Genomic DNA, 23,024 nt, shown 5'->3' on the forward strand with positions numbered 1-23,024 from the left:
CGAGCTCATCATCGTCTGCCGCCTGACGTTGTGTGGATCGTTGAGATCGGTGGCGAGCACTATGCGCGTAGGCCCGCATGATGAAGACGCACGCAAGGATCACTCAACCGAAACAGCCGAAGGGGCCCAAGTCTGGCCTGCCATGTCGTCGTCGACGCGCATCGTGTCACACCCCCGCCGACGCGTAGCGCGTGACGAACAGGTTATCCCCTTCGAACAAGCTCTTCTGAATGGACGCATGCTACCGCCGGTAGGTCCTGCGCACCTGTCTCTCACAGACGTGAGGGAGACGGGCATGAAGGGCGGCGTGACACTGTTCCGCGGGGACGGCGCGGCCGCGCGCCGGTACGTCGAATCCGACCGGTCGCGCGCCGACGACTACTACCTCGGCGACGCGACCGTTGCCGAGTTCGTCCAGCTCGACCGCCACGGCGAGGTTAATGCCGTCGGTGACCTCGTCCCGGAGGCATACGCTGCGTGGGTCAACTGGGCGCACCCGATCACCGGGGAACAGCTGGGCATCCCGCGCCAGGCGGGCGAGGCCCGTCTGGGATCGCCGCGCTTCGCGGAGATGGTGGTCAACGCCCCGAAGTCGCTATCCATCGCCGCGGCACTGCATCCCGAGGTGTCGGCCGCGCTCGATGCCGCACAGCAGGACGCTGCCGCCGAGATCCGCCGATGGCTCGCCCGGCATTCGGTGACAAGGGTCGGGCCGCGCGGCGCGCAGGAGGTGGTGCCGGTGGAGGGACTGCACACCGTCGCCGTCGCGCACTGCACGAGCCGCGCCGGGGACCCGCACCGGCACATCCACCTCCAGATCGGCACGCGCGTGCGCGCGGCCGGCGCCTGGCGGGCCCTCGACACCGCGGCACTGTTCGCGCAGCAGGGCGCAATCCGCGCGCTCGGCACCGCCGTGATCGCCGCTCATCCCGCGCTTGCCGAGGTGCTCGCCCGGCACGGGCTGACACTGGACCCGGTCACCGGCGAGGTCGCCGAACTGCAGCCGTTCAATACGGTGATGAGCAAGAGGGCCGCACAAGTGGAGCGGAACCTCGCCAGCCTGACCTCCGAATGGGAGGCCGCGCACCCAGGAGAGACACCCGGGCCGGTGGTCACCGCGCGGTTGCAGGCGAAGGCGTGGGCGTACGAGCGGCCCGCGAAGAAACCGACCAGCCTCGCTGAAGAGGCCGCGTGGATCGCCGAACTCCGTCAGGCCGGATACGACCCCGCAACCCTGAAGCAACCGGCAACGCCCACGGTGGCTGCGCTCGACGACCTCTCGATCGAGGAGATCGCCTCCCGCGCCCTCGACCGCAGCGCCGCCCGCGCCTCCGCCTGGACCAAGCACACCCTCACCGAGCACATCACCGGCCTGGTGACCGAGTACGGCGTGCGCGCAACCGGCGACGAGCTGCGGGAGTTCGTCGCGCTCGCGACTCGACTCGCCCTGGAAGACTGCCTCTCGCTCCTCCCGCCCGGCGCACCCGCACCGGAGCACGTCGCACACCTCACGAGCATCCACGTCATCGGAGCCGAGACCAGGCTCCGCGACCTCCTCGCCGCCCGCGTCACAGACGCCGAGGACGAGCGTCCCCGTCTCGGCGACCTCGCCCAGGCCAACGGCCTCGACCCCGACCAGTGCGAAGCGGCCGCGGCAGTTGCATCGACGGACCCGCTCGTCGTCATCGAGGGCGCCGCCGGTGCCGGGAAGACAACGATGCTCGCCGCCGCAATCGCCACCTCCGAACGCGAAGGACGCCCCGTGCGCGTCGTCGCCCCGACGAAGAAGGCCGCGCAGGTCACCGCCGAAGAACTCGGCGTGACCGCGGACTCGGTTGCAGCCCTCGTGCACGCACACGGCTGGCGATGGAACGACGACGGCGTCTGGACTCGCCTCGCCCGCGGCGCGATTGACCCCGAGACCGGACGCAGCTACGTCGGCCCGCCCGCCGCCGCGCGGATCGGCCGTGGCGAGCGGATCGTCGTCGACGAGGCCGGGATGCTCGACCAGGACACCGCGCTCGCCCTGTTCACCCTCGCCGCCGAATCAGACGCGACTCTCGCGCTCGTCGGCGACCGCGCGCAGCTGCCGGCAGTCGGCCGCGGGGGAGTGCTCGACATGGCAGCCCAGCTCCGCGGCCGCACCTGGCAGATGACCAGCGTCCACCGCTTCACCGATCCCGCCTACGCGGACCTCACGCTCGCGATGCGCGACGGCCGCGACCCCGGCGCCCTGTTCGATCAGCTCACCGCACTCGGCCTCGTCCGAATCCACGCGAGCGAGGACGAAGCCCAGACGCACATCGCCGGCACCGCCCGCGAGGGGGTCGTGATCACCGTCGCGTCCATCGAGGAAGCCGCCGCACTCAACGAGAGGATCCGCGCCCGCCGAGTCAAACAGGGCCTCGTCGACGACGCCCGCACGGCCACGGGCAGCGACGGCCTGAGCATCGGATCGGGCGACCTGATCCAGACCCGACACAACGACACCCGGCTCGGCGTCGCCAACCGGCAGACCTGGACCGTGCAGCAGGTCGACGCCGACGGATCACTGTGGGTGCGCGAGACCGGCACGGGGCGAAAACGCAACGCCAGTGCCCACCTCCCCATCGCCTATGTGGCAGATCACGCGCACCTCTCCTACGCGGCGACCGCCTACGGCGTCCAGGGCAGGACCGTCGCGGCGTCGCACACGCTGCTCGCCGACCAGACGAGCGCGGCGGCCGTATACGTCGGCATGACCCGCGGCCGCCAGGCGAACCTGCTTCACGTCGTCGCCGAGAACCCCGCCGATGCGCGGGAACAGTTCGTCTCCGCGATGGAACGCGACCGCGCCGACCGCGGCCTCGCCGTCGCCTCGGACCGCGCGGCAGAGGCGATCCGCGGGCTCGTCGACGACGGCCCAGCCAGGCGGGTACGAGACGAAATCGCCGCGCTCACCACCCGCGCCGAGGCCGCCGAGCGTACGGCGACACAGTGGGGCTACGTTGCCGACCTTCTCGCCTCCACGGGTACACGCCGCCCGACACTATCTCTCAGGGAGGAAAGATTGGCCGCCATGGCCCGTGTATTCGGCGTCGAGCAGGTCCGCCGGGCAGCCGCGCGCTACGAACGCGCTAACCCTGACCGCGAAGTTCGGCGGTGGACAAAGGCCGCAGAAGACGCGCGAACAGAGGCCGAGGCGCTCAGGTCGCTCACCCCGCGCGACGCCGTAGCTCGCATCGAGCGCACCCATGCAGCCGAGGCGCAGAAGGTCGCAGCCCGCAAGGCTCACCAGGCCGACGCTGAGAGCCTGATGACACGAGGGCGTGCATCTGGCCGGGAGGCCCGCGGCCCGAGTCTTTGAATGAGGCAGCGAATGTGAGGTGGGCGAAGCCGGGTCCCCGACCGCTCCAGCTCGCGAAGTATCTCCACGGACCGCCGGTAGACGCCCGGACGAGGTCCTCGGGCAGATCCTCGGCGGACGAAGAGTCCCGCTGGGTGCGCTGGTCCGACGGCAGGAGCGATCCTTATATAAACCTCACATAAAGAAACCATGTCTGGAGAGTTCAGGGTCAGGCTGACCTTTGGGATGACGCCGTGGAGCAGGTGCCCGGTGTACCTTCCCCCGCTCCAGGCAGTTGCTGCCGTGCCTTCGGCTACCCGCGCCGCCGCCAGCCCTATGCTTCATTCATGGGGAACAAACCACAGCAAAGCCCGCATCTCTTCAAAGTGTTCGCCAGCGGAGATCGCGAGAGCCTCATCGTGCGGTATCCATATCAAGACGAATCTGACGTCGAATTCGGGTATGTCGAGGCAGCAAGGCGGCTCGCTGCGTCATTCCAGGGACAGCCGATTGATGACGCGATCCTGATGCCGTTCATGTACCTATGGCGCCACGCGGTTGAACTGTCACTGAAACAACAGATCAAGTACGCAGCAAAACTCAGGCGGGTGAACGGCGAACAGGATGCATCACTCGATCCCCAGAGACTTCGGGGATGGCTCATGAGAACGCACAGTCTGAGGGATATGGCTACAGAGTTGGCTGGGCATTTCGCCCATCTCGACCTGCCCGAAATGCCGACCGACACACGCCGCACTCTCTCATGGCTAATCGAGGCGGATCCGAAGGGCCAGACCTTCCGCTACTCAGGCGGGCTTCCGGACACGCAGGACTTTATCGACTTCCACGCACTCGGCAAATGCCTTGAGGAGACCTACAACATGGTGTCTGCCGGAATTGATGTGCTTGGGGCCTACGGCGAGGCGCAGGAAGATTTCCTCGTCGAACGGCGCGAGTTCGAGGCGGAGATGCGCGCTGAGTTCGAGGCGGAGATGCGCGCCGAGTATGCGGAGGAGATGGGGAGCTACGGCGACTACGCGTGAGTGACGGGCCCGTTAGCCGAACTCCCGGCGGGTGCGAGGGCCCCGCGCGGTTTGGGCCGCACCGCGTGTGGAGCTGGTTCTCTGTGGCGGAGGAAGATCTAATCAAAGGCGTTTGATGAGATCTCTCCCAGCTGATGGACCGGGTCAGCAAGGAAGTGCCGTCCCCTCACCGTGCATCTCATCGTGCGGGTCTTACGCACATCACGCCGGGCCGCATTCGTGCGCCGCCGGCGAGGGGTCCGCACACACGGTGAGGGGTCGCCTTACGGGCGGACGCAAATGGAGGAACTGTTAAGTGGGCTCCAGCTAGGCCTGTAGGCTCTGGTCGTGATTGCTTACATCACGCCATTGATGAACCGCTTGGCGCTATCACGAGCGGGGCGTGGGAGCAGGTGCAGGATTCTTCGATATCGTGAAGGATGCCTCTTCTTGGCCGTGAGCTGCCACCGTCCGTGATGTCACTGCCACTTCTCGTCTACAGGCTGCCGGTGGGCCCCGATGGGTGCCCGTGATGCTGGATCAAGGAACCGGATTCCTGGTCCGCCATGAAGAGCAGCTATATCTGATCACCAACTGGCATGTGGTGACCTGCAGGAAACCCGTCACGGGCGAAAATAATGGGGGATCTTCCTCCCTTCCCGAGTACCTCGAGGTGAGTTTCCCTTTCCTTCTCGGCGGAGATCTGTATTGGACGCTCCAACGCCTCAACCTGTACGACACACATACGCGGAAAGCCCGATGGCTAGTGCATCCATATGCGCCTCCAATGAAGGGAGGGACGGACGTTATCGCCTTGCCTATCGGCAAAGAACCTTCCAGTGTCTACGCATATTCGCTTGAAGACGCACTGGATCCTCGCGAGCTCAGTCCTGGCGCCGAGCTCAGTATTGTGGGCTATCCGTTCAAGGTAAACCCCAGCACGGCAATTTGGACTCGCGCGACAGTTGCATCTGAGCCACCACATGGATTTGAGGATGATCCTGTCTACTTGGTCGATGCGCGCAGCAGGCCGGGACAGTCCGGCTCGTCGTCGCCGCAGATTCTCGTCTAGGGATCGATGGGCACCGCAAGTCGGTCGGCGGTGGATGGACGCTCGCAGGGATCTATGCGGGGCGGGTCCGTGACGACCTGGATCTCGGGCGGGTGTGGTGGCCAGTTGTGATTCGTGAGATCCTGCAGCACATGCAGACTGACCGGCTTTCCTTCGAGTAATAAGACGTTGTCAGGCCCGCAAAAGCACCGCCTTACAGGCAACTCGTGCCGTCGTGCGGGCATGGAACCGCTAATAGTTGAATTGGTCGGTTGAACGTGAGCGAGAGGACGTCAGAATGAGCTCGCCGAGTTCGAAAGCACGCCGCGCGGCGCACGCAGCACAAGTCACGGCCCGCAGCGCGCAGAGTTCCGGCAGGATCAAGTGTTACGTGGAGCGCTTCGAACGCCCCGACGGGATGCCTGACCTCCGCCTTCGCGAGAAATTGACCCGACGGACGGTGCGGGTTCTCACTAACCAATCGATGCTTCAGCCGTTCGCGCCGATGTCGAATCTGCTTCAGGACTGTTATTCCCACGGCGGCGGGCTTATTGAGCCTCGGAACCGTAAGGAGCACGTCGCCATCGTCGCACCGATCGTTACGCAGAACGCGCAAGAGATCACGGTGTGGCTCGATGACAAGTTCTCCGTGACGGTCAACATCCTGACCGCGGGCATCGTCTCTCCGCCTGTCTCCGTCTGGTGCTACGTCGAGGAGTACCCCGGCGAGAACGATAGTCTCGGCCTCCGACTCCGCCAGAAGGTTACCGGCCGCAAGGTCGAGATGTACGGCAAGAACAAGGACCACTTGACCAAGTTCCTTGCCAGCCCTCGCTTCACTGGCGCGTACAAGCTCATGCCGAACCTCTACGAGAAGGACGGATACCACGACTACGTGCTGGTGTCTGGCGGGACTGCCGTGGACTCGTACGACGTGGTCCTCTTCGAAGACGACGCCCAACTCACATACCTGCTCGGCCCGACACCGGATACCGCGTACCGGGACGCGTTCCGGGTTCTAAAAGAGGAGTCTGCGGCCGCGGCGCACTCACGCACGGCAATGACGCATTTCGAGGGTGGCCGATACCGCGAGGCTGTACTCTCCGCCCGTCTCGCGGTCGAGATGGCCTGCGGCGGGGGTGGTGCGGATGTGAAGCGTCGTCTCGATGGGGCGCCCCAGAATGTTTCGACAGCCGGCGCCACCCTTTTTGCGAGGCGCAATATCGCCGTCCATGAGGGCGGCACGAGAGTCGAACAGCCGGACGCCCTGGAAGCGATCCGCGCGATGATGCGCCTCCTTGACTACCTGGAGCTGAAGGGCGGCCAACCGTGATTGTCGAGCCAGCGGCAGTGCGCGCCTCGCTAGCCACCACCCTCAGAGCATAGGTGCTGATTGCTGGCTTGAATCGGTTGGGGATGTCCGAGCCTCCGCTGAGGGACCCCATCGGAGCGTTAGGAGTGTCCGGTAGGCCTTCCTTATGGGCCTCAGGCGCCGTGCGTGCGTCAGAAGCGACATCACCTGCCACTACTCGGCCGTCTCATCAAACGTCCGTATTCCCAGAACCTGCGAGAGTCCAAGTGAGACTCATTGCTGAGACGCGTTGTCTACTCCCATACGGGCGTTTAGAGCAGTGCGGAGGTGCACCGGCCGTTCGCTCAAAGGAACCTTTCTCTAGACTGCGTCCATCCCGCGTCTGTGGCCACGCAGAAACGACACGCAACCCCGCACTCCGCGCGGAGCGAACTTGATGCAAGGATGCGTGAAGCCCCGGGCGATCGTCAGGCGCCACCCCATCCTCGTTCCAAGATGAGCTGGCCCGTCTTTTCGCGGACCGCGGGTGAAGCGTGATGAGCCAGAGCTTTCAGGATGTTGCTGACACCGTCGTTCAGGTCTTCACCTGTCGAGACTCCAGAAAGTACCGCAAAGGGGATGCTCTCTCCACCAGCTGCCGAGATACGGGCCAACTCGTTGACGAATGCCTGTGAGATTGTCGGATCGGACGCGACTCGCTGGGCAAGTCCGCGTGCTGCTCGCGCCGCAACCTCCTTCTCGCCATCCATGGTGAGCGCCAAGATCGTTACCTCATAGCCGGACCTTCGAGCCATCAGGTCGCAAGCGGCCCGCTTTGAGTCTCTGTCACCAACGAGCAGCGCCGCCAGCAAGTCGTTCCAGTCTTCCGCCTGCGGGTCCAGTTCAAGCAGCAGTTCGGTGGCAGGCGCAGCAATGGATTTGAGGCCCGACATGCCGTCCACGTACTTGCTCGGCGGCGCCTCGCGGAGTCGCCGAGCAGCCGCAACCAATTCCTCACGATAGGCCATGGGGACCTGGCCGTAGTGTCCTGCGACGATCTTCAGAGCATCGAACATCCGCTCGGGAACGTCGACAACTGCGGTGAGCGCGCCGATCGTTGTGGCCCATGCTCTTTCACGGGCCTCGGCTGGCCCGTTGAGAGCGAGAACCGTTGCGAGACGGTAGTAGTCCTGTTCGCCGATCGAGATGCCGTTTGTCGGCAGCTTGTAGCTCTCCAGGACCGTGTCGCAGCGGTCGAGGAGCACCGATGCCTCATCGGCGGCGATTTGGGTGACGTCGTTCGCGCCGCTGAGAGCGGTGAGATCGCCGTGCAGCAGGGCAGCGCGCACAACCTTTCGGGCGCGGGTGGAGCGGGGGGCAAGCACATCGCGGAACAACTTCCGCTGCCAAGTGATCGGCTCGTCTTCCGTGTCGAAGGCGGCGAGCTCGGCATCAAGGACATCGGGGCTGAACGAATGCAGCAGTCTCGTGAGAGGACTTTCTAGCAACTGATCGGCCTCGTCGGGAAGGACTGTTGCGAACTCGATGACGGCTGCTTGCTCAGCGTCCGTGAGGTGTCGTCTGAGCCCTCGGATCGCGGCCAGCACCTTGTGATGGGCTTGGTAGCGCAGCGCGAAGTGTTCATAGAACTCTTGGGGAGCCGAGAGAGTCTGCAGGAGCAGGTCGAGCCAGGGTCTTGCCTGGTCTTCGGTGAAGTGATCGCCTGCCTGCGCGAGCAGTTCGAGGTCGGCATGGATGGAGAGCGAAGTTGCATGATCAGGTGTCGCGATGTTCGCGAGTGCCGAAAGCTCGCTGACGGGCCCGTCGGCACGAACCTTCTGGAGCGCGAGCTTGAGCGCATCGGTATCGCCGATCTGGCGGAGCGATTCGAGGCTTGTGTGGACATCCGCGTCGCCATCGGGAGGCGTGACCAAGTCGGTTTGAGCCAGCAGGCCCATATAGCCTCGCCAGCTGCCGAAATCACCGGCTAGGCGTGCGGTCAAAGCTGCTGAGAAGAGGTCGTTGTGGGCGGACTCGGTCCCGGCGATCATGATCGCAGTGTCACCGGCCCACTTCTTGAAGCGCTTCTCCGCGTCCACTTCAAGTCCGTGGGCAGCCGAATGCGTTCTCCACCAGGAGGCAGAATTATCGGCCGCCGTGACGGCCGCGGCCACGTCACCGGAGAGTACGGGCGACAGGTCGAAAAGACCGAGGATGCATGCAGCGCGTAGGGCAGAGGTGGTCAAGTCCAGTGTGAGCGCGGCCGCGGTGACCAGGCATGCTTCGAGAATCGACTTGGCCTCTGCGAGGTTGCCCTGGAGTCGTCGCACGTGGGCAAGGTGTACGCCCAGCCACACCTGGTCCGCCGAGACTTCATCAGCGTCTTGGGCTGCGGTTAGTGTCTCGGCAGCCTTGAGGAGGTCGTAGCGGTCGATTGCGGCCGTTGCCGTGCAAATTGCGAGTGCGACCTGCAGCGATCGAGGGAAGTCGTGTGCGTCAACGGATACTAGAGCAGGGGCATCCCCGAGGACCCACTTGTGGACGGCTGCTGCGAATCGCCAGCCTGGGTCATTGCCGACGAATGCCTCTTCAACGCTCGGGACGTCGGGACGCTGCTGCGCGAAGTACGGCCACTGATCTGGGTCGCCGGCGGCGCTGGTCCCGACCGCCTCTGCCCAGTTGATGTCCGATGAGTAGCCCTTGTTGCGGTGAGGCGCGACCAACCGTGGCGTAAGGAGGCCGTATCGCGCCCAGCTGGTCTCCGGGACCTGCGTTACCGAGAAAGTCCACCTCGCTCCCTCGAAGGAGAGAAGCTTTCGGGCCTCGGTCACGAGCTCGATCCAGCGTGGCTTCCAGCTGGCGTCGAGCACTTGATCGGCGGGCACGAAGACTTTGATCCCATCGCCGGTGTCCTCGATCGTCTTGGGATCGAGCACGGTCCAGACACGCCTCGTCATGTCCGTGCTCTGCAGAATAAGGAGGTGCGGGACGTGGTGGTTGATCCAGTACTCAGCATGCTTCTTGTCGGACTCGCGGAACCACCAGCCACTCCGCCCTTCTACGACGCCAGGCTCGCGAAAGGAAGTCGGCCCGGTCTTCACCTGTGCACCGAGGAGCATCCTCAGATCCGTGAGGTCGTCAGCGCGGAGCTGAATGAAGAGATCGGTGCCGAGATCATGCTTGTGGGTCTTGAGCGGACCCCAACCGATTCCGCTGAAAAAGGCGACCGCTTGGTCCTCCCCAAACTCCCCAAGCTGCACAGAGGGCGGCTGCCGCATCGAGTCCACTACGCCACCATCGCGACGAACGTGTCGTACAACCCAAACCGCTGGAGCTCTTTGGGTGAGGAGATGTTGGTGTATGACAGCCCATTGTCCTCATAACGTTGGAAAGCGAACAGGGGCTGGTTCACATGGGCGGCGTTGATCATCTTTCCATTCTGTCCGCAGTCATGGTGGGTACCGCGGAAGTTAGCTTAGACGGGGTGGCGCAGACTTCGTTCGCCGTGACCGCATTCACTGCCTGCAGGGGCTCGCGCATCTGACCGCAAGCGCCACCGAGCGCATTCGTGTGGCTGCAGTGACCGGCTGACCGCCGTTCGCGGCCATCTTCAAGACCTCCAAGAGAAGGACGGCGCGACCCTGCTCGGCGGGCCGGCACGGTCGCGCTGGCTTGAGGAGGCGGCCCCTGCATCGAGACTGAGCAGGAGCGGGATTCGGCGGCTGGTGGAGCTTTCTCGTCCCGAGCGTATCCATCACGCCGCCGACAGTGCCTCAGACCACCCAGCCCGGCGCGCACGGGACACGACAGGACAAGGACCGGAGGCGAGGCCGGCCTTAGGCGCGACATGCGAAGGGGCCCCGCTCTGAACTGCTCCCTTGGAGTTGGACTGAGAAAATCAGTTCCATCACCAGGGGAGCAGTTCCTATGCATCGGATGAGTTCGTTGTCTGCTGAGCAGCGCGAGGCGTCCTTTGCCCTGTTCGGGCGGGGTTTGGCGGATGGGCCGCGGCGTCGACGCTGGAGGTGAGCCGCTGGCCGGTCAGGATGCTGTACCCGCGGTGGCGGATCCATGGCAGAGGAGCGCTGGTGAGACAGCCCGAGAATCGACCGTATTCATTCGAGTTCAAGCTCGGCCTCGTCCAGCGGTTCCTGGGCTGGGAGGCATCCGCGGACAAGCGGGCGCAGGAGCACGGTGTGAGGAACGTCCATGGGCTCGCCGGGAGCGCCAATGCGTGATATTAGGGAAGGCCTGTGAATTCGGGAAATGCGCATGCTCGCGTCTGGGCAGTTGACTTCGGAAGCAACAGCTGGTCCCACCGTCTGCTAGTGTCATTCTAGGTTAGGGCTGCGACGCCGATTAATTCTGAAGGACGGAATAGGCTGGCACTGTGATCGACCCAGATTTCTCCCTCTCATGGCCCACCGGCCTTTTCGTCTGGGAGGCTCGGCGCCTGTTGCAGATCTCCGCAGGCTCAGACTGGCCCGATATGGTACGCCACCTCGTAGAAGAAGCCTTCGAAGATGTTCAAATGGTGGAGTATTTTGATGAAAAGTTCACAGCTCCGGCGGAGTGGGCAAATGCACTTAACGTCCTGGTGATCAAGAAGTGGCTCGAAGATCTCATTGCCGATCCTAATAAGCTCGTACAGTATAATCATCCGAAGTACTGGGCGGAACGGCACGATAAACTTGATGAAAATATGTCGCATGGTCGCGTTTCGACAATGGCAGAGGATTGGGTCGCCCTGATCGACAAACATTCAGCCGAAGGCTACCTTCCCCGCATCCTCCCTGTTCCTTGCGTAGACGCCCATTCGTCTTGGCCGGACCCCGAAAGAGTAACCGCTGAGATACAGAGAGCTACACACCTGCGGGTTGAATGGCCACTTACTCCCGACTCGGCAAACTCTTTGCCCGAATCGGTGCTGTACTCGCTCATCGAATATTTCCATGACCAATCGCAGCGGCCTCGCACAGCCTCATATCACAGCTTCAATGACTGCGGTTACCACTACTCCGATTTCAATCGAGACTCCGGCGGTGCCGTTTACCGATGGAGGGTTAACGGCATCTTGGAGGCTCACGGCGTTCCATATCGGCTCGGCATACAGGGCGACGAGCGGGGTCGGTTGGTTCGGTACTTTGGGGGCGATCTAGACTCCGTCCTGTCCGGGCAGCTATCTGTTCGTCATGAAAACCCCAAAGACGAGGTCGTACATGCGATTCGAATGTTTCGCGCCCGCGGGGCAACGACCACGGACAAAAGGGCGGCGCTTGCGCTCCTCGCCCGCGATCTAGAGCCTAGACGCAAGGCCATTGGACAACTGGTCTCCAAGGGAGATGAAAGCGATATCTTCAATATCGCCAACAACTTCAACATCCGCCACAACACTAAGCAAAAGACCGAATATGGCGAAGAATTTCTCGATTGGATATTCTGGAACTATCTCGCGATGATCCAGCTCATGGACGCTCTAAAATCGGGAAGAGGAAAACCAAGTGATAACGCCGCGGATGATTCGGGGACATCTGCCTAGTCGCATGCCGAACGTCTTAGGGGCGGACTTAGCTGATTCTCTCTGCCGTCTCGCTCTCTCTCCGCTGAACGGGCTATAGCGTTGTCGAATTGTATCGAAAACGAGCGGCGGTTCGAAAACTGTGAAGCGACGATGCCCGTTGCACCTCCGACCAGACCAGTACTGGCGGCCTGTAGCCCAAACTGTTCAGGATTGCCAAAGGAAATTAACAGACCGAAGCGCGATTGTCGTGAACGTGCCAGGCCACCGTTTCCCTCGATCTTCGTGTAAAGCCGAACTGACTGCCCGTGCCTGAGGGCCCGTCCGTCGATTATTGATAGATAGAATAACGTGCAAGAGCTACCCCACATAACCGCGGTTCTCCGCGTTTCCGAGGACCCTCTGCCAGGCCCAATGGGAGCGTCAGGCCGGTTTGAAGCGTTCGGCGACGGCTTCGCGCGCTTTGGCGACGTCGTTCTCGCCCGCTGGTTCCTGGGCCAGCTGCTTGGTCAGCCGCCGGGGGGAGAGGACATGGACTCCGCGGGTCGAGAAGAACCCGCCGATGAGGGGCCAGTCGGCCTCGACGAAGCACAGCGCGCCTGTGACCGGCATGTCCGGTACGAGGCTCCGCACGGCATTGACCTGCTTGAGTACCCCATCGACGAGCTTCGTGCAGTCACGGCGACCGACGAGCAGCTTCTCGACGCGTGGCCGGAGGATGCCGCCCTCGATCTTCAGCTCGGGCCGCCCCTTGTATCGCTTGGCGTCGATGACCCAGATTCCGGCTGGAGTGATGGCGATGTGGTCGATATTGGCCTTCGATCCGGGGATGCATCGGTCGTGGAGGAGAGCGATTCCGTTGTCGGCCAGGGAGTCGAGCCGCGCGCCGAGGCGTTCCTCGCCGATCGCGCCCTGGTCCCAGGCTCGGGTGCTCTGCCGCTCGTCGGAGAGGGCGACGGCGAGCCCGCCGAATCGGCCCCATTTCTCTCGGAGCCTCAGCTCGTCCTTGGCCTTGCGGCGCTCGTATTCTCGACGGGCCGATGACCCGGCGGCGCCGGGCTGTCTGGGCGAGGACGCTTCGGAAGGCGACTCGGGATTCGCGGGATGAGCCTTGTTGGCCTCGTTGAGGCACGCCAAGCAGAGGACGGTCTTCGTCTCGCTCTTGTAGGCCGCTTCGGCCCCGGCGGGGAGCAGTGTGCCGCACATCCGGCACGTCCCGGCGTATCGGAGCCTCATTCTCTTCATATGGAAGCCCGCTCAGTTCCAAGGAGCGAGGCGTTTCCGGCGTAGGTCCAGTGGAAGCCGAAGATGTCGATGACCTTTGCACGGGTCATGGGGCGCCGGGTTTCTTTCCCCGTTGCCATGTCGAGGGTCCGGAGCTGGGAGGCGAGGTCGTCGATCTCCTGGGCGTGCTCGGTGTAGAAGCCGGCCAGGAGGCTCCGTGAACGGCGGTTTCCGAGCGCGAACGCGCGCTTGTCGACCTTGTCGCCTGCGAGGGACTGGAAGGTGTCGACGAAGTAGGTGTCATAGGAGGGCAAGCAGCCCCATACTCCGAGCATGACCTTGCTTATGAGGGTGAGAGGCCTTCCTCCCTCGGGCAGCAGTGCCTTCTCAAGGTCCTTCCAGGCCTTGGAGAGGTGCTCGTCTGCCGCGTCGTCCCGATAGTGGTGCACGTCAAGACCGCGCATGGCCTGGTTGTGCTCCTCGATGACCTCCACGACCTTGCGGTAGTGCAGGGCGTTGGTGTGGTTGAAGAGGAAGGAGGACCCGCGGAGCATGCCCCATGAGGCCAGGTAGTAGCCCAGGTGGAGGCAGGACAGATCCATGGCCTCGGTGGGGTTGGAGTGGTCCTGGAAGTGGTTGAAGCAGAAGTCCCATGAGCGTTCCCGACGTCTGGACGGAGGAGTTCGTTCATCGTGGGCGCGGAGGAAGGCTCTGACGTGGCGGGTGATCTCGCCTGTGGCGATTGTCTTCACGGGTTCTGCTCCAGGTCTCCGTCCGGGGCGCGTCGCTGGGCGGGCCAGGAGCTGAGGGACTGGAAGTATTCGGTTGCGTCTGCTTCTTCGGTGAACTCGAGGAGGTTGCCGACCTTGCTGGCCAGGACCGCGCGCACTTCGGCGGGTGTGGCGAAGAAGAACTCCTTCCTCGGATTGGCCTGGTTGAGGGCGCGGTCCGCGAAGTGCCGGTGGAGTTCGGTTTCGAGGGTGACGGCGTCCTCAGAGAAGTAGATGGTGTGGATGTCGAAGCGGAACGGGACGGAGGCGCCGCTGAGCTCGCTGACCCGGTCGGAGGGTTCGAGGCGGCGGGTCAGGCCGATCTTGACGACCCCCTTGCCGAAGGCTCCTCGGTTGGAGATGACGTAGACGTAGCCCGCGCGGATGTTGGCTGCACGGTAGTCGTTTTCAGCGATCGCCTGGTCGATGTCGGCGAGGCGCTGGACGAGGTCGGGGTTCGTCGTCCCGGCGGCGGTGAGGGTTTCGAGGGTCTGCAGGAGCAGGGCCCGTTCCTTGTCGAGCCGGGCCCGTTCTTCGGCGAGTTCCTTCTCCACGCGGCGTTCTTCCCTGAGGCGGGCGCGCTCTTCGCGTTCGCGCTCCTTCTCCTCCTGCTTCATCATCAGCCAGTCCGCTGTCAGCTCGATCTCCTCGATGCGCAGGGCATGGTACGCATTACTGATTCGCATCTGCATCATCGCCCCCAGACGGGCGATCGCGGCCCGGGAGGCTTCGAGCCTGCGCTTGGCGGTCAGGACGTTCCCGGCCTTCAGGGTCCGGATGCTATTGTCCGCTTCGGCGTTGTAGGCGCGCAGCATCAGCTTGGCCAGATCGTCGGACATCTTCCGCCCCTTGGCAAGCGAGTTGTCGAACGTGAACATGTTCGACGTCTCGATCGCGTGCCCCTCTCGGATCAGGACCGCCACCCGAGACTCGACATCGTTGAGGCGGGGAAGATACGCCGCGGCGTTCTCGAGGGGGTGGTGGTAGCGGTAGATGCCGACCTCTTGGAGCACCTTCTGATCATCGAGCTGGACCGCACCGTCGAACGCCGACGCATCGGAGAGCAGGCGACGGAGCCTTTCGTTCTCGGCCTCGAGCGCTTCGAGGCGGCCGAGCAGCTCACCCTCATCCGAGGCAGGGGTCCGAGCTTCCTGTGCCGCTTCAGGTGAGGTCTCGTCGTCACTTTCGTTTCCCAGATCCTGCTGCACCGCCGGGCGTTCGCCATCGGGGGCCACGTCCTCGGCCGCCTCTTCCTCGGCGAGCCACAGCTGCCACCCGGGCGGGGGAGCCGGCCACGAGCTCGGAGGCTTCCACCCGGTGGGAGGCTTCCATCCCGCAGGGGCCGCCGGCCAACCTGGGGGAGGGTTGAAGCGCGCTCCCTCTGGGCTCATGAGCGGCGGACGCCGGCCGGGTCGACCGCGGCCAGCGCCGAGGGATTCTTGGACACCGCCGCCCCCAGATGCTGGAGCGTAGCGGCAGGGACCACCCCGGAGAGGTCGAACTCAAGGAACTTCTCCCGGGGCGACGTCACGGCGACCAAGGGGATGAAGGTCTCGCGTCCTGTCGCGGGGTCCTTGGTCTGGGGCCCGACCTGCAGGGAGACCGCCTGGATGATCCCCTGACGGTCGGATTCGAAGATCTCGTGCAGGGACCTGAGGGCAACCTGATGCAGGGCACCGGCGTAGCGGTCGTTCGCCTCCTTCTTCGACAGCTGCGTTGCGGTGATCTCGTCGCTTGCCTTCACATACCGGTGGGCCTTCACGGTGCGGAGCTCCTCCGGAGCAGGCACTACCACGCTCAGCTTCAGCTCGGCCGTCTCCGGGTCGAACTTCGCTTCGTGCTGGACTTGGAAGTGCTCGGGGTATACCGAGTTCGCCATGACGATGCCGACGTATTCCTCCACCGCCTCGGTGGCCCCATAGGCGAGGGCGGCCGCGAGGTCATCGATCGCGGCGTTGTGCTCGGCGACTTCCTTCTCACGTTCCTTGCAGTCGGCCTCGTAGCGGGCGATCTCGGCCTTGAGCTGACGGAGCCGTTCCTCCTCGAAGGCGGCGTGCGTTGCCTTGAGCGCGGCCTCCTGCGAAGGAATCGATTCCCGGTAGGCGGTCCACTCCTGCATGGCCTGCCAGTACTCGGCCTGGGCCTGCTGCCGCGCGGCCTCGAGCTTCTTCTTCCTCCCGAACAGCCCCGTCGGGGGCTCCGGTTCCCGGAGGACCGGAGGCGGGGGCACTTCGATCGGGGCAGGCGCTGGGTTCGGGCGTTCCAGGTCGGGGCGCGGGAACGCCGGGTGCCGCACGGTGCGCTTCAGGGACTGCAGATCGACCCAGTCGTCCGAATCGAGGGTGGCGGCGAGGATGCCGTCGATCTCGGCGTATTCCTGGTTCAGCGCGTCGTTGAGCCTTTCCGCCTCTGCCTGTTGGGCCTCGACGTGCGCTGCGCGGGCCTCCTTCTCGAGCTGCTTGCGCTCCGCCTCGGACGCACGCGCCGCCGCAGCCGACGCCCGGAGGGCAGCGGCATGGGCCCGCTCGGCCCGTGCTTGCGCGGCCGCTGCTGTCCGCTGGGCCACATTCGCTCGCTGCTGGGCCAACCGCTGCTGACGTTGAAATTCTGCAAGGAACCCGCGATGCCGCGACACTCAACCTCCACCCCATACGAAACCAACCGAGCTTCACTCTAGGCCCGTGCATCATCGAAACGACAGAACAAGACCCCCTCTCGCAGCGCGTTTCGTGGCACATCTGACACGGAGCTGACACCTTCGATGAGACAGCTTGAGGTTCAGGCAGAGCGCGCGAGCATTCGTCCCAGAGAGATCTTGGCGAATCGAAGGTGCGCGAACTGAAGCCCGTTTCGTCCAACCGCGAAGTAGCCGGGGCGCCCCGGTCCAACAAGGTACGGGCCTTGCCGGAAGATGCTTCCGTTGCCAGGGGTCGAAGTCCGGGCTGTGCCATATTTGTGCCATTAAATCCGCGAGAAGCAACTGAAACGAACTGAGACCACCGGGTAGAAACCGCGAGATTCTGCGGATCTGAGCCATAGATACAGCGCGAAAAACTCGTCTGGCCTCACTGAAAATCGAACGATCATCGGATCGACACCCCTCGGAGCCGGCTCGGAGTGACAGCGAAGCCAGCGGCCGGGCCTTACTTCGCTGCACAACCCCGGGGACAGTTCCAGGCGCGACTCCGTGGACGGCCGCTAGCTCGCGTGGAGTGCCCGGACGGTCCTCGGTGACATCAAAACCGAAGACGGAGCACGGTGACGCCCATCAGAAACCCATCGAAAACACCCGTGACTGACCCGAAACGACCCGGTAGAATCCATACGGGGGAGTCGCCCGATTCCCCGTCTGACCAGGGAAAACGCGAGATTTCCGCAGCCTTCCGGAGAATTCAAAAATCCTCCAAGGGGTCGCAGGTTCAAATCCTGTCAGCCCGACAAACCAACTCCGGTGAGAGGTCACTCTCGCCGCAGTTTTGTCTTTCCCGGTGAGAGGGCAAAATCTCGAACGCGGGGCGCACGCTGCCCGCCGCCGGGCGTGACGATTTCGGACACCGGCGCTGCCGACACCTTCCGTCGCTCCGCGGACCTCAGAGCCCAAGCGACGAGGAGCGCCGTCACGAGTGCCGCGGCGACATGAGCTACGACCATGAGGTGGAGGTCCTCCGGGGCGGCCGCCGCCGTGCCGGCTGGTGGCGAGACCGTCTGGTTGTGCACATGGCCCGCAGACGGGAAGAGCGGCGCGTTCGCACCTGCCAACAGGGTGAACCCCAGATGAAGGACCTGCTGGAGGGCTCCGCTCCCGACTCCGAGCGCCCACGAGGGCAGAGGGAGCCTCGCGACGGCAGCTGCCACGAGACTCACAAGGGCTGTGAGCGCCACGGCGACGGTGACCGGAGGGGCAGCGCCCCCCGAAGCCATATGTGCCACCAGTCCGAGTCCGACCGCGGCCGGCCCAACCACGAGCGCCGCGGCTGCTGACCTTCGGCGGGCTGCGCCGGCTCCAATCTCCACGCAGGGGATTCGGAGCGGGGCCCGATCCGGATCGGATTGCTTTCGCCGTCGCCAGCACATCCGCTCGGCGCCGCCCGACGGCAGAGTCTGGAGATCCCCTGCGTCGGTCCCCACGATCCGTCGCGGGTGAACCCCGAGACGAGGGCCCGGGCGGGGGCTGAGGCCGGCCAAGCGAGTGCGGGCTAGGACCGCAGCGTCTCCCAGGCTTCGCGGGCTGCGTAGACGATGACGACGGCGCCAGCCGCCGGGTCTGCCCACCACCAGCCGAACAGCCCGTTGAGGACGAGCCCGATCATGACTGCGGCGGCGAGGCAGCCGTCGATGAGCGTGACCTTGCCTTCCTTGATGAGGACGGGATTGCCCATCAGGCGGCCGGTGCGTTGCTTTCCCCACGCCAAGGCCAGCATCACGACCACAGTCAGGGCTGTCCACGCGATGCCCAGCAGGGAAGCTCCTGGCCTGGCCCCCGAGACGAGGGCAACGATCACCTGGGCAGTGAGGTAGAGGGCGAGGGCCGCAAACGCGAAGCCGATGAGCCGGACCGCACGGGCCTCCCGCTCGCGGTGGGTCCCCTTGAGCTCCCAGACCACAACGAGCGAGGCGAAGATCTCGATCAGCGTGTCGAGCCCGAAGCCCGCCAGAGCCGGGGACCCGGCCTGGACGGCCGCGTAGGCGATGAACCCGACCTCGACCACGTTCCACGCGAGGGTCGTGTACTCCAACCGGAGCCCGGTCCGAAGGAGCCGTGCATCGCGGGTGGCTGCCGGGCTTGGAACACTGTTCATGGGGAGGGGCCTCCACGGTGGTCGATGACGTTCACTTGTGAAGGTACAGCCTGAGACGGCGTCGTGGCTCGCCGATCACTGCCGCCGGTCGTCCGGCGCGAGTGCGGCACGGACGGCCGGCGTGGTCAGCTTCCGGAACATTGCATCGAGGTCCGCAGGGGCGAGGGTGAACCCGTCGGCGACCCACCAGCGGAGGCAGGCCAGGCACGTGGCCACGGCGCTGCGGGCGAGCAGGTCCAGCGGAACGGCTGGCGTCCGCCCCGGTCCAACGAGCGCACTCAGCTGAGCGAGAGCGGTCTCCTGGAGGACGCCCTCGAGCCTCGCCATCACGGCCCCGGAAGCTCCAGTGCCGAGAAGCGCAGTCACCAGCGGCCGCAGGTCCGCGACGTGGTGGAAGAGAAACTCGCTGAACGGCAGCGGCCGGTTGAGCGTCGGCTGGCGCCCCGCGATGGCGTCGTCGACGATGTCGCGCAGCACGGCGAGCGACTCGTCGAGCAGATCGTCCTTGTCTGAGAAATGCGCATAGAACGTGGACCGGCCGATGTCCGCACGGTCAATCACGTCCTGCACGGTGATCGCCTCGTATGGTCGCTCGGCCATGAGGCTCAGGAGGGCTTCCGTGAGCGCGGCGCGCGTGCGGCGGATCCGACGGTCCTCGGGACGGGATTTTTTGAGGTCGGGGTGAATCATTTTCCTCCGTTCCGGCATGGATTGTTCGCGATCGTCCGCTATCGGCCATCGCCGCGAGATCCGTCGATTGCCGAGGACCGATACCGAACGTTATGAATTATAGCGAACAAACTGTTCGATTACGTTCCCGGTCGGCGACACGAAGGAGCATGATGCGCTCAGAAGACACGATGCGGCCCGCGGCCGTCATCCGCGCCCGTGGCCTGAGGAAGGAATACACGGTCGACGGCGTGGCGTTCCCCGCGCTCGCGGGCATCGACCTCGACGTCAGGCCGGGGGAATTCGCCGCGGTGGTTGGCCGTTCGGGAAGCGGCAAGACGACGCTGCTGAACCTCTTCGCTGGAATCGACACTCCGAGCGGCGGCGAGGTAGAGATTGCCGGAACACGGGTGGACCGCTTGAAGGGGTCCGCGCTTGCAGCCTGGCGCGGCCGCACGATCGGGCTTGTCTTCCAGTTCTTCCAGCTGCTTCCCACGCTGACGGTGGTCGAGAACGTCATGCTGCCGATCGATTTGTGCGGAACCACTCCCGTGAGGGAGCAACGTGAGCGGGCGATGGAACTGCTCGGCCTCGTGGGCATTGCCGACCAGGCCCACAAGCTCCCGGCCGCACTGTCGGGCGGCCAGCAGCAGCGCGCCGCAGTAGCGCGCGCCCTGGCCAACGATCCTCCCGTGATACTCGCCGACGAGCCGACGGGAAACCTCGACTCCGCCACCAGCGGCCGAATCCTTGATCTGTTCGCCGGGCTCGCGAGCGATGGCCGCGCCGTCGTCATGGTCACCCACGAACGCGACGTGTCCACGTGGGCAAGCCGGGAAGTGGCGCTGCTCGACGGTCGCATCACGGCCGACCGGCAGCTCGTCCGGGCGGTGGGCTGATGCGACCCCGGTGGCGCAAGATCATGCGCGATCTGTGGATCGCGCGCGGCCGGACCTCCGCCATGATCGCGGCTATTGCCCTCAGCGTTGCCGCGGTCACCGCCTTCCTGGCCGCCGCGTCGATCCTCAGCGCCGAGATCGATGCGAACTACCGTGCGGGAAATCCGGCGTCGGCCACGCTGCACCTGGCCCGACCCATTGAACCCGAGCAGTTCGCCCTCGCGCGGGCGACCCCCGGGGTGACGGACGCGACGGCCCGCGCCACGGTCGCGGCACGCATCCGGGTCCAGGAAGGCCCTTGGCAGTCGCTGCTTCTCTTCGCGAGCGCCGAAGACGACCCCCAGCGCGTGGGGGCCGCGACCATCGAAAGCGGCAGCTGGCCGCCATCGGCCCACGGGATCTTCCTCGAACGCACGGCCATGCCATTCCTCGGCGCGCACGTCGGCGACCGCGTCGACGTGCTCGCCCCGCACGGCCGCCTCACAACGTTCGACGTCGCCGGGGCAGCGCACGACGGCGGAGTGGCACCTGCCGATCAAGAGCGCACCGTCTACGCCCGGATGACGACGGCGGGCCTCGCCGCGATGGGCCTGCCGACGGGTCTCGACGAGCTCGAGATCGTCGTCGGCGGACCGGATGGGCCCAGCGGCGACGCGGCACACATCGCCGCCGTAGCCCAGGACCTCGCGGTCCGGCTCGGCGCTGCAGGAAACCCCGCCACCTCGATCGACGTCCCGCCTCCGCTCCGGCATCCGCACTACGGCCAGATGGTCATGGTCGCCACCTCGATGCTGTTGTTCGGCGCGCTCTCCCTGCTCATGAGCTCGGTCCTCGTGGCGGCGATGATCGGCGGCATGCTCACCGCCCAGATCCGGCAGATCGGGGCGATGAAGGCGGTCGGCGCGACCACGCCTCAGCTGTTCGGAATGTACCTGACCATGACCGCGGTGATCGCAAGCGCTGCGACGGTCATCGCGATAGCGCCGGGCCTGCTGCTCGGGCGATTCATCGCGGGCGTTGGCGGCTCGATGCTCAACCTCGACATCGACCCGGGCACGATGTCGCCGCTCGTGATCGCCGTCGCGATTGCCATCGGAGCGCTCGTTCCCGTTCTCATGGCGGTGCCTGCCCTCCTGCTGGGCACCGTCCGAAGCGTCAAGGACGCCATCGACGATCACGGGACCGAGCCCGTCGGCGCGACCGCGCGGCTCCTGAACGTGCTCCGACGCCTTCCCGTGGGCCGCGACACCGCGATCGCCGCGCGCGGACTACTGCGCCGCCCTGGTCGGTTCGCCCTCACCGTGAGCCTGCTCGCCATCGCCGGCACCGGCGCGATCACGGGCCTCAACACGTCCCTCGGCTGGGACCGCCTGGTGCAGAGCGGTATGGACGCCCGATCGTACGACGCCGAGGTTCGGTTCGCCGATCCCATCCGCGCGGCATCCTTGCGCGAGCTCGTGGAGGCCGTCCCCGGCGTCTCGCAGCTCGAAGCACTGCGCGCCGCGCCCGCGACCGTGCATGGGTCGGCGCCCGTCGACGTCGTGCACGTCTATCCCGACGACTCGCACGGCAGTTTCACGATGGTCGCCCCGCCGCCCAATTCCTCGTTCGCCGCTCCGCCCATCGTCTCCGGGCGCTGGCTGCGGGACGACGACGCGGACGCGGTCGTCCTCACGACCCTGGCCGTCGCTCAGCAGGCGCCGGGCGCCGTCGTCGGCGATCGCATCGCCCTGACGGTCAACGGAAAGACGTCGAACTGGACGATCGCCGGCATCGCGCAAGAATTCGGCACCCAGGGGACGGCCTACGTCACGAGCCCCGAGTTCACCGCGGCCAGCGGCACTTCCGCGGATACGGCCACGATCCTCCGGTTCCGCGTGGCGGGGGCCACGGAAGCCGACCGCGGCCGCGCCCTCGACCTGGTGGCCTCCGCCCTCGATGCGAAGGGGATCCCCGTCGAGCGCGCCTTCACGGTCGACACCCTCAGGGCCGCCCTCGACGGGCACGTCTTCGTCCTCGTCGAAGCGCTCTTCATCATCGCCGCGATCATCGGGATCGTGGGGCTTCTCGGCCTCGCGACCTCGCTCAGCACGAGCGTGACCGAACGCACCCGCGAGTACGCCATCATGCGGACGATCGGGGCGAAGGGCGGCTTCATCCGCGGCACGGTCGTCATCGAGGGCGTGCTCACGGCCGGCGCGGCGCTGATCCTCGCGACTGTCGCGGCCCTGCCCGCGGGTGCTGCGTTCGGCGCCTTCATCGGGCAGAACGCCTTCCGGCAGGCCCTCCCGTTCACGTACGAGCCCGCTCCGCTGCTCCTCTGGTCGGTGCTGAGCCTCGCGGGAGCCGTCGTCGCGACCATCGCTGCCGCGAACCGCGCGGCCGCGCTCACGGTCAGCCGCGCACTCACGATCAGCTGAACACGCCTGAACGTCGCCGGAGATGCCGGCACTGAA

At 65.3% G+C, this 23,024-nt stretch carries 17 protein-coding genes; 8 read left to right on the forward strand and 9 right to left on the reverse strand.

The annotated features are described in order from the left end of the window. The first annotated feature begins 295 nt into the window (after nucleotides 1-295). The 4 genes from mobF (at nucleotide 296) to RBS12_RS00325 (ending at nucleotide 6,731) form a co-directional block, all read left to right on the forward strand. Nucleotides 296-3,346 (forward strand): MobF family relaxase, encoded by a 3,051-nt coding sequence (mobF, locus tag RBS12_RS00310; RefSeq protein WP_307964056.1) that lies wholly within the window; start codon nucleotides 296-298, stop codon nucleotides 3,344-3,346. Between the two features lie 326 nt (nucleotides 3,347-3,672). Continuing rightward, a complete protein-coding gene (locus tag RBS12_RS00315) occupies nucleotides 3,673-4,368 on the forward strand; it encodes a hypothetical protein (RefSeq protein ID WP_307964057.1) in 696 nt (231 codons plus the stop codon). 511 nt (nucleotides 4,369-4,879) lie between these two features. Beyond that, a complete protein-coding gene (locus RBS12_RS00320; RefSeq protein WP_307964058.1) occupies nucleotides 4,880-5,419 on the forward strand; it encodes a trypsin-like peptidase domain-containing protein in 540 nt (179 codons plus the stop codon). 370 nt (nucleotides 5,420-5,789) lie between these two features. Beyond that, the gene (locus tag RBS12_RS00325) at nucleotides 5,790-6,731 is read left to right on the forward strand and encodes a hypothetical protein (RefSeq protein ID WP_307964059.1); all 942 of its coding nucleotides are present in this window, start codon (nucleotides 5,790-5,792) and stop codon (nucleotides 6,729-6,731) included. A 446-nt stretch (nucleotides 6,732-7,177) separates the two neighbouring features. On the opposite strand, the gene RBS12_RS00330 is transcribed toward RBS12_RS00325, so the two are convergent. After that, nucleotides 7,178-9,967, reverse strand: a complete 2,790-nt coding sequence (locus tag RBS12_RS00330) for a DUF4365 domain-containing protein (protein WP_307964496.1) — start codon at nucleotides 9,965-9,967, stop codon at nucleotides 7,178-7,180. 8 nt (nucleotides 9,968-9,975) lie between these two features. After that, complete coding sequence (locus RBS12_RS00335) at nucleotides 9,976-10,119, reverse strand: hypothetical protein (protein ID WP_307964060.1); 144 nt, start codon at nucleotides 10,117-10,119, stop codon at nucleotides 9,976-9,978. Nucleotides 10,120-10,777: 658 nt separating this feature from the next. On the opposite strand from RBS12_RS00335, the gene RBS12_RS00340 reads away from it, so the two are divergent. Together RBS12_RS00340 and RBS12_RS00345 are read left to right on the forward strand one after the other, a co-directional pair. After that, nucleotides 10,778-10,927: a hypothetical protein gene (locus RBS12_RS00340; protein ID WP_307964061.1), complete on the forward strand. Its 150-nt coding sequence runs from the start codon at nucleotides 10,778-10,780 to the stop codon at nucleotides 10,925-10,927. A 152-nt stretch (nucleotides 10,928-11,079) separates the two neighbouring features. Further along, entirely contained in the window at nucleotides 11,080-12,228 is a 1,149-nt protein-coding gene (locus tag RBS12_RS00345; protein ID WP_307964062.1) for a hypothetical protein, read from the forward strand. A 402-nt stretch (nucleotides 12,229-12,630) separates the two neighbouring features. Here RBS12_RS00345 and RBS12_RS00350 read toward each other — a convergent pair whose 3' ends face one another. The 7 genes from RBS12_RS00350 to RBS12_RS00380 all read right to left on the reverse strand — a co-directional run bounded on the left by RBS12_RS00350 (nucleotide 12,631) and on the right by RBS12_RS00380 (nucleotide 19,690). Further along, on the reverse strand, nucleotides 12,631-13,452 hold the full coding sequence (locus tag RBS12_RS00350) for a nuclease-related domain-containing protein (RefSeq protein ID WP_307964063.1): 822 nt from the start codon (nucleotides 13,450-13,452) through the stop codon (nucleotides 12,631-12,633). Beyond that, on the reverse strand, nucleotides 13,449-14,183 hold the full coding sequence (locus tag RBS12_RS00355; protein ID WP_307964064.1) for a hypothetical protein: 735 nt from the start codon (nucleotides 14,181-14,183) through the stop codon (nucleotides 13,449-13,451). Before RBS12_RS00355 ends, RBS12_RS00350 begins: the two co-directional genes overlap by 4 nt. Further along, complete coding sequence (locus tag RBS12_RS00360; protein WP_307964065.1) at nucleotides 14,180-15,592, reverse strand: DUF4041 domain-containing protein; 1,413 nt, start codon at nucleotides 15,590-15,592, stop codon at nucleotides 14,180-14,182. The genes RBS12_RS00355 and RBS12_RS00360 overlap by 4 nt, the downstream gene beginning before the upstream one ends. Then, a complete protein-coding gene (locus RBS12_RS00365; protein WP_307964066.1) occupies nucleotides 15,589-16,767 on the reverse strand; it encodes a hypothetical protein in 1,179 nt (392 codons plus the stop codon). The genes RBS12_RS00360 and RBS12_RS00365 overlap by 4 nt, the downstream gene beginning before the upstream one ends. Nucleotides 16,768-17,660: 893 nt before the next feature. Then, nucleotides 17,661-18,122 (reverse strand): hypothetical protein, encoded by a 462-nt coding sequence (locus RBS12_RS00370; protein ID WP_307964067.1) that lies wholly within the window; start codon nucleotides 18,120-18,122, stop codon nucleotides 17,661-17,663. 275 nt (nucleotides 18,123-18,397) lie between these two features. Further along, nucleotides 18,398-19,000 (reverse strand): cation transporter, encoded by a 603-nt coding sequence (locus RBS12_RS00375; RefSeq protein ID WP_307964068.1) that lies wholly within the window; start codon nucleotides 18,998-19,000, stop codon nucleotides 18,398-18,400. A 75-nt stretch (nucleotides 19,001-19,075) separates the two neighbouring features. After that, nucleotides 19,076-19,690: a helix-turn-helix domain-containing protein gene (locus tag RBS12_RS00380; protein ID WP_307964069.1), complete on the reverse strand. Its 615-nt coding sequence runs from the start codon at nucleotides 19,688-19,690 to the stop codon at nucleotides 19,076-19,078. Nucleotides 19,691-19,839: 149 nt separating this feature from the next. Here RBS12_RS00380 and RBS12_RS00385 point away from each other — a divergent pair, with 149 nt between their 5' ends. Together RBS12_RS00385 and RBS12_RS00390 are read left to right on the forward strand one after the other, a co-directional pair. Continuing rightward, a complete protein-coding gene (locus RBS12_RS00385; protein WP_307964070.1) occupies nucleotides 19,840-20,568 on the forward strand; it encodes an ABC transporter ATP-binding protein in 729 nt (242 codons plus the stop codon). 23 nt (nucleotides 20,569-20,591) lie between these two features. Beyond that, the gene (locus RBS12_RS00390) at nucleotides 20,592-22,988 is read left to right on the forward strand and encodes an FtsX-like permease family protein (RefSeq protein WP_307964071.1); all 2,397 of its coding nucleotides are present in this window, start codon (nucleotides 20,592-20,594) and stop codon (nucleotides 22,986-22,988) included. The last annotated feature ends 36 nt before the right edge of the window (nucleotides 22,989-23,024 follow it).

The sequence above is a fragment of the Sinomonas sp. ASV322 genome (assembly GCF_030908245.1).
In the GTDB taxonomy this organism is placed as follows: domain Bacteria; phylum Actinomycetota; class Actinomycetes; order Actinomycetales; family Micrococcaceae; genus Sinomonas.

What these genes read in the sequence shown, in the direction of transcription:
- mobF (WP_307964056.1), top strand. Translation starts at nt 296, where the DNA reads ATGAAGGGCGGCGTGACACTGTTCCGCGGGGACGGCGCGGCCGCGCGC.
- RBS12_RS00315 (WP_307964057.1), top strand. Translation starts at nt 3,673, where the DNA reads ATGGGGAACAAACCACAGCAAAGCCCGCATCTCTTCAAAGTGTTCGCC.
- RBS12_RS00320 (WP_307964058.1), top strand. Translation starts at nt 4,880, where the DNA reads ATGCTGGATCAAGGAACCGGATTCCTGGTCCGCCATGAAGAGCAGCTA.
- RBS12_RS00330 (WP_307964496.1), bottom strand. Translation starts at nt 9,967, where the DNA reads ATGCGGCAGCCGCCCTCTGTGCAGCTTGGGGAGTTTGGGGAGGACCAA.
- RBS12_RS00335 (WP_307964060.1), bottom strand. Translation starts at nt 10,119, where the DNA reads ATGATCAACGCCGCCCATGTGAACCAGCCCCTGTTCGCTTTCCAACGT.
- RBS12_RS00350 (WP_307964063.1), bottom strand. Translation starts at nt 13,452, where the DNA reads ATGAAGAGAATGAGGCTCCGATACGCCGGGACGTGCCGGATGTGCGGC.
- RBS12_RS00360 (WP_307964065.1), bottom strand. Translation starts at nt 15,592, where the DNA reads ATGAGCCCAGAGGGAGCGCGCTTCAACCCTCCCCCAGGTTGGCCGGCG.
- RBS12_RS00370 (WP_307964067.1), bottom strand. Translation starts at nt 18,122, where the DNA reads ATGGCTTCGGGGGGCGCTGCCCCTCCGGTCACCGTCGCCGTGGCGCTC.
- RBS12_RS00375 (WP_307964068.1), bottom strand. Translation starts at nt 19,000, where the DNA reads ATGAACAGTGTTCCAAGCCCGGCAGCCACCCGCGATGCACGGCTCCTT.
- RBS12_RS00380 (WP_307964069.1), bottom strand. Translation starts at nt 19,690, where the DNA reads ATGATTCACCCCGACCTCAAAAAATCCCGTCCCGAGGACCGTCGGATC.
- RBS12_RS00385 (WP_307964070.1), top strand. Translation starts at nt 19,840, where the DNA reads ATGATGCGCTCAGAAGACACGATGCGGCCCGCGGCCGTCATCCGCGCC.
- RBS12_RS00390 (WP_307964071.1), top strand. Translation starts at nt 20,592, where the DNA reads ATGCGCGATCTGTGGATCGCGCGCGGCCGGACCTCCGCCATGATCGCG.